The organism is Streptomyces sp. SID5910 (assembly GCF_009862125.1).
GTDB lineage: Bacteria > Actinomycetota > Actinomycetes > Streptomycetales > Streptomycetaceae > Streptomyces.
Window position 1 is genome coordinate 1 of sequence record NZ_WWHX01000885.1, and the last position, 4,750, is coordinate 4,750.

Genomic DNA, 4,750 nt, shown 5'->3' on the forward strand with positions numbered 1-4,750 from the left:
GGTCTGCGTCCCCCGGACGTTGTAAGCCGTCCGGGCGGCCGCGTCGGTCTCCAGATCGAGGTCCAGCGCCAGGTGCACCACGACGTCCGCGCCGCGCAGTTTCTCGGCGATGGCCGGGTCCCGCACGTCCAGGACCTGCCAGTGCGCGTCCGCGCAGTCGCCGCGCCGCTCGTCGATGGCCACGACCTGTCTGACCTCGTCGGACGCGGCCAGTCGTGCCGTGAGCAGGGCACCGATGCCGTAGGCGGCACCGGTGACCGCGACGACGGGTCCGCGCGCGCCGGGGGCGGCGGAACTGGTTGACTGGTTTCGCGCTGCGCGAACCTGCGGATCTGGGGAACTCACCGGGCGTCTCCAGCGGTTGTCTTCAGTACGGGCGCGAGCGACGCGTACGTACCAGGTGGCATCCATCCTGCCGCAGGCCGTCACCCGGCGAAGCACCGAGGCCCGATCCGCCGCGGGTGTCTACGCTGGGTGGAGATGTCGGGCAGCCGTGCCGCCGGAAAGAACCGGTGGCCCTACCAGCCGAGGAACCCCGTGAGTGACACCCCATTCGGATTCGGCCTTCCGCCGGAGGAGCCGGACGACGGCGACGAAGGCAAGAAGAAGGACCAGCAGAGCGGCGGTGGTGAGGGACCGGCCAACCCGTTCGGTTTCGGAATGTCCGGACCCGGTGGCCTTGGCGGCCCCGGTGCCGACAACCCGTTCGCTGCCATGTTCGGTTCCATGAACCCCACCGACCTGGGCGCCGCCTTCCAGCAGCTGGGCCAGATGCTCTCCTACGAGGGCGGCCCGGTGAACTGGGACATGGCCAAGCAGATCGCCCGCCAGACGGTCGCCCAGGGCACCCCGGACGGCACGAAGGACGCGAGCGTCGGCCCCACCGAGCGCAGCGCCGTCCAGGAGGCCGTCCGCCTGGCCGACCTGTGGCTGGACGACGCGACCGCCCTGCCCTCCGGCGCGGGCTCCGCGGTGGCCTGGAGCCGCGCGGAGTGGGTCGAGGCGACCCTCCCGGCCTGGCGCGAGCTCGTCGACCCGGTCGCCGAGCGCGTCGGCACCGCCATGGGCGACGTGCTGCCCGAGGAGATGCAGGCCATGGCCGGCCCGCTGATCGGCATGATGCGCTCGATGGGCGGCGCCATGTTCGGCACGCAGATCGGCCAGGCCGTCGGCGTCCTCGCCGGCGAGGTGGTCGGCTCGTCCGACGTCGGTCTGCCGCTCGGTCCGGCCGGCAAGGCCGCGCTGCTGCCGGCGAACATCGAGGCGTTCGGCAAGGACCTGGGCGTCCCGCAGGAGGAGGTGCGGCTGTATCTCGCCCTGCGCGAGGCCGCCCACCAGCGCCTGTTCGCCCATGTGCCGTGGCTGCGCTCGCATCTGTTCGGCGCGGTCGACGGCTACGCCCGCGGGATCAAGGTCGACACGGCCAAGCTGGAGGACGTGGTCGGCCAGTTCGACCCGCAGAACCCGGAGCAGTTGCAGGAGGCTCTCCAGCAGGGCATGTTCCAGCCGGAGGACACCCCGGAGCAGAAGGCCGCCCTGGCCCGGCTGGAGACGGCTCTCGCGCTCGTCGAGGGCTGGGTGGACGCGGTGGTGCACGCCGCCGCCAAGCCGCGCCTGTCCTCCGCGGACGCGCTGCGCGAGACGCTGCGCCGCCGTCGCGCCTCGGGCGGTCCCGCGGAGCAGACGTTCGCCACGCTGATCGGCCTGGAGCTGCGCCCGCGCCGCCTGCGGGACGCCTCGCGGCTGTGGGCGTCCGTGACGGACGCGCGCGGTGTGGACGGCCGGGACGCCCTGTGGGCCCACCCGGACATGCTGCCGAACGCGACCGACCTGGACGACCCGGACGGTTTCGTGCACCGCGAGCACCTGGACTTCTCCGAGCTGGACAAGATGCTCGGCGAGGCCGCGGGCAAGACCGACCTGAAGAAGAAGGACGGGGACGACAAGGGTCCCGACGAGGCCGGCGGCAAGGGCGACGACGCCGAGTGAGCCTCCACGACGACGCGGTCCTGGTCCTCAAGGGCCACGAGGGCCAGGACGAGCTGCGTCAGGTCTACCTGGAGCATCTCGCGGCGCATCCGGACGGCATGTGGAAGGCCTGCGCGGACGGGCACATCACCGCCAGCGCCCTGGTGATCGACCCGTCGCGCGGACGGGTGCTGCTCACCCTGCACAGGAAGCTGCGCATGTGGCTCCAGATGGGCGGCCACTGCGAGCCGGTCGACGAGACGCTGGCGCGCGCGGCGCTGCGCGAGGCGACCGAGGAGTCGGGCATCGCCGGTCTGACCCTGCTGCCCGGCGGCCCGGTCCGGCTGGACCGCCACCACACGCCGTGCGCCTGGCACCTGGACGTCCAGTACGCGGCGGTGGCTCCCGAGGGCGCCGTGGAGGCGATCAGCGACGAGTCCCTCGACCTGCGCTGGTTCCCGTACGCCGAGGTGGCGGACGTGGCCGACGAGTCGGTCGTGCGCCTCGTGGAGGCCACCCGCGCCCGCCTGTGAACCGGTGAGGGGACGACCGACGAGTCGGTCGTCCCCTCACCGGACACGGTCAGCTCCAGACGTTGCCCTGGTTCTGGCCACGGGCACCCTGCTGCCCCATGCCGTACTGCGCGGCGAGACCCGACCCGATCTGGGCGTTCTGCGGCGGCAGCAGCTCGCTGGGCTGCACGAGCGCGAAGCCGCTGCCCATGAAGCTGAGCTCCCACCCCTCGCCGGTGCTGCCGCGGCGCCGCCACACCCCGGAGGAGTGCGTCTGGGCCTGCATCTGCACCCGCAGACCGGTGGACCAGGCGACGATGGCGTCGGCGTCGCAGTTGACGTACTTGTCGGGCGTCACCTGCATCAGCAGCGGGGCGCCCGAGGTCATCAGGGCGACCCTGCCCCGGCCGGTGATGTTGAGCTGGTACTTCCCCGAGCCGGAGATGCCGTACTGGCTGTCGACGGCGATGACCTCGTGGTGCAGGGACGAGTCCATGGCCAGCACATAGCTGCTGTCCACGGTGAGGCCGTCCTGGTCGACCTCCATCACGTGGATGTACTGGGCGAGGTTGGCGAAGTAGACGGTGCCCTGCCCGTGGCAGCGCATCAGGTCCAGGCCCTCACCGGTGTGCGCACGCGCGCGGTGCTGGCCGCCGCTCTGGTACTCGGCGTCGAACTCGACGAGGCCCTGGTAGGCGACCATCGTGCCCTTGCGGGCGAGCACATCGTCGTGGCCCTCCAGGGCGACGCGGAGCATGTGCTTGTTCTGGAGGCTCCAGCGTTCCTGGGTCTGCTGGTCGTTGTAGGCGAAAAGCGGGCTCTGCATGATGTTCTGGCTCCCCCTCAGCCCCGGACCCGGAGGCGGTCGGTGCTGTCCTCACTGGGCTGGACGACGACGATGCCCTGACCGGAGAAGGCCATCTGGTAGGCCTCGCCGCTGCCGCGGCCGATCAGCGACTGCGCCTTGAAGCTGCGCTTGCCCTTCACCTTGAGGTTCGGGGACCAGGCGACGAGCGCGTCCGGGTCGACGTACGTCTCGTCCTCGCCGCCGCCGCAGTCCACGACGATCGGCTTGCCCCGGGAGGTCAGCGCGACCCAGCCCTGACCGGAGATCCTGGTGTTCCACAGGCCCTGGCCCGCGAACTTCGCCAGTCCCTTGACGCGCTCCACGCCCCAGGTGAGGTGGGCGTCGAAGGCGAGCAGGTTGGTGGCGTTGACGCTGATCCCGTCGCCGTTGAGGTTGATCACGACGACGTTGGCGCCGTAGTCGGCGAGGTAGAGCAGTCCGTCGCCGGAGCACTTCATCAGGGGCGCGCCCTCGCCGGTCATCCAGTCCTTGGCGATCTGGCGCACGGCCGGCGGGTTGGGCTCGTACTGGACGAAGCCCTCGTAGGCGACCATCGAGCCCACGCGCGCGAAGAGGTCGTTCCCGGTCTGCATGGCGACCTTCAGCATGTGGTTGCCGTGGTTCTCCATGCGGGCGGTGACCGGTGCGGGGGCGTAGCCCGCGAGCGGCTGGTTCATGTCGGGCTCTCCCTCAGATCTCGTACGGCTGGACGACGACGAAGCTGCCGGGCGCGGCCCTGAATTGCAGGTTGACGCTTTCGCCCGTGTCGCCGGCGTAGGCGTTGCGGCGCATCCGCACCTGGCTGGAGACGACGACCTGGGCGGCGGCCGACCAGGCGACGACGGCGTTGCAGTCGGCGAACGTCGTCGGCGTGACCGGCAGCACCACGGGCATGCCCTGGGTCTTGACGACGATCGTGCCGGTGCCCTGGAACTGCATCGTGAACAGCGCGCCGCCGGGGATGCCGTGTCCCTCGATGCGGCGGACCTCGTACTGGAGGCTCTCGTCGAAGGCGAGGACGTTCTCCGCGGAGACGCAGACGGCGTCGCCCTGGAGCTCGATGGGGTGCAGCATCGCGGAGTTGTCGGCGAGGAACACCTGTCCCTTGCCGGAGCAGCGCATCAGCTGCATCTCCTGGCCGGTCGCGTTGCCCACGACCCGGCCGGCGAATCCGGCGCCCTTGTAGCTGAAGTCGACCTTGCCCTGGTAGAGCACCATGCTGCCCTGCCGGGCGAGGACGGGCTGTCCTTCGGCGCCGAGGTCGACGCGGATCAGCTTCTTGTTCTGCTGGGTCCAGCGCTGCCCGGGCGCCGTCTCGCGGAACTGCTGGAGCGCGGCGGCCACACCGGGGCCCTGCGGTGCGCCCTGGGGCATGGCCTGCGGTGCGCCGTACGGTGCCTGCTGCCCGTAGCCCGGGGGCGGA

Annotated in this window: 5 protein-coding genes and 1 pseudogene; 2 read left to right on the forward strand and 4 right to left on the reverse strand. The window is 71.3% G+C overall.

What is annotated here, in order from left to right; translation table 11 throughout:
• Nucleotides 1-345, reverse strand: a pseudogene (locus GTW67_RS31225) (NAD-dependent dehydratase); the annotation flags it as partial.
• Nucleotides 346-537: 192 nt separating this feature from the next.
• Here GTW67_RS31225 and GTW67_RS31230 point away from each other — a divergent pair.
• A complete protein-coding gene (locus tag GTW67_RS31230; RefSeq protein ID WP_161168109.1) occupies nucleotides 538-1,989 on the forward strand; it encodes an Rv3195/Rv3626c family protein in 1,452 nt (483 codons plus the stop codon).
• Nucleotides 1,986-2,501, forward strand: a complete 516-nt coding sequence (locus GTW67_RS31235) for an NUDIX domain-containing protein (protein ID WP_161168110.1) — start codon at nucleotides 1,986-1,988, stop codon at nucleotides 2,499-2,501. The genes GTW67_RS31230 and GTW67_RS31235 overlap by 4 nt, the downstream gene beginning before the upstream one ends.
• Before the next feature lie 49 nt (nucleotides 2,502-2,550).
• Here GTW67_RS31235 and GTW67_RS31240 read toward each other — a convergent pair whose 3' ends face one another.
• From GTW67_RS31240 to GTW67_RS31250, 3 genes are all read right to left on the reverse strand, one after another.
• Complete coding sequence (locus GTW67_RS31240; RefSeq protein WP_161168111.1) at nucleotides 2,551-3,306, reverse strand: AIM24 family protein; 756 nt, start codon at nucleotides 3,304-3,306, stop codon at nucleotides 2,551-2,553.
• Between the two features lie 17 nt (nucleotides 3,307-3,323).
• Entirely contained in the window at nucleotides 3,324-4,004 is a 681-nt protein-coding gene (locus GTW67_RS31245; protein WP_161168112.1) for an AIM24 family protein, read from the reverse strand.
• A gap of 13 nt (nucleotides 4,005-4,017) precedes the next feature.
• The coding region (locus GTW67_RS31250) for an AIM24 family protein (RefSeq protein ID WP_161168113.1) at nucleotides 4,018-4,750 on the reverse strand (733 nt) is incomplete at its 5' end.

Excerpts from the sequence above, each read along its gene's own strand:
- GTW67_RS31240 (WP_161168111.1), bottom strand. The coding sequence starts at position 3,306 with ATGCAGAGCCCGCTTTTCGCCTACAACGACCAGCAGACCCAGGAACGC.
- GTW67_RS31245 (WP_161168112.1), bottom strand. The coding sequence starts at position 4,004 with ATGAACCAGCCGCTCGCGGGCTACGCCCCCGCACCGGTCACCGCCCGC.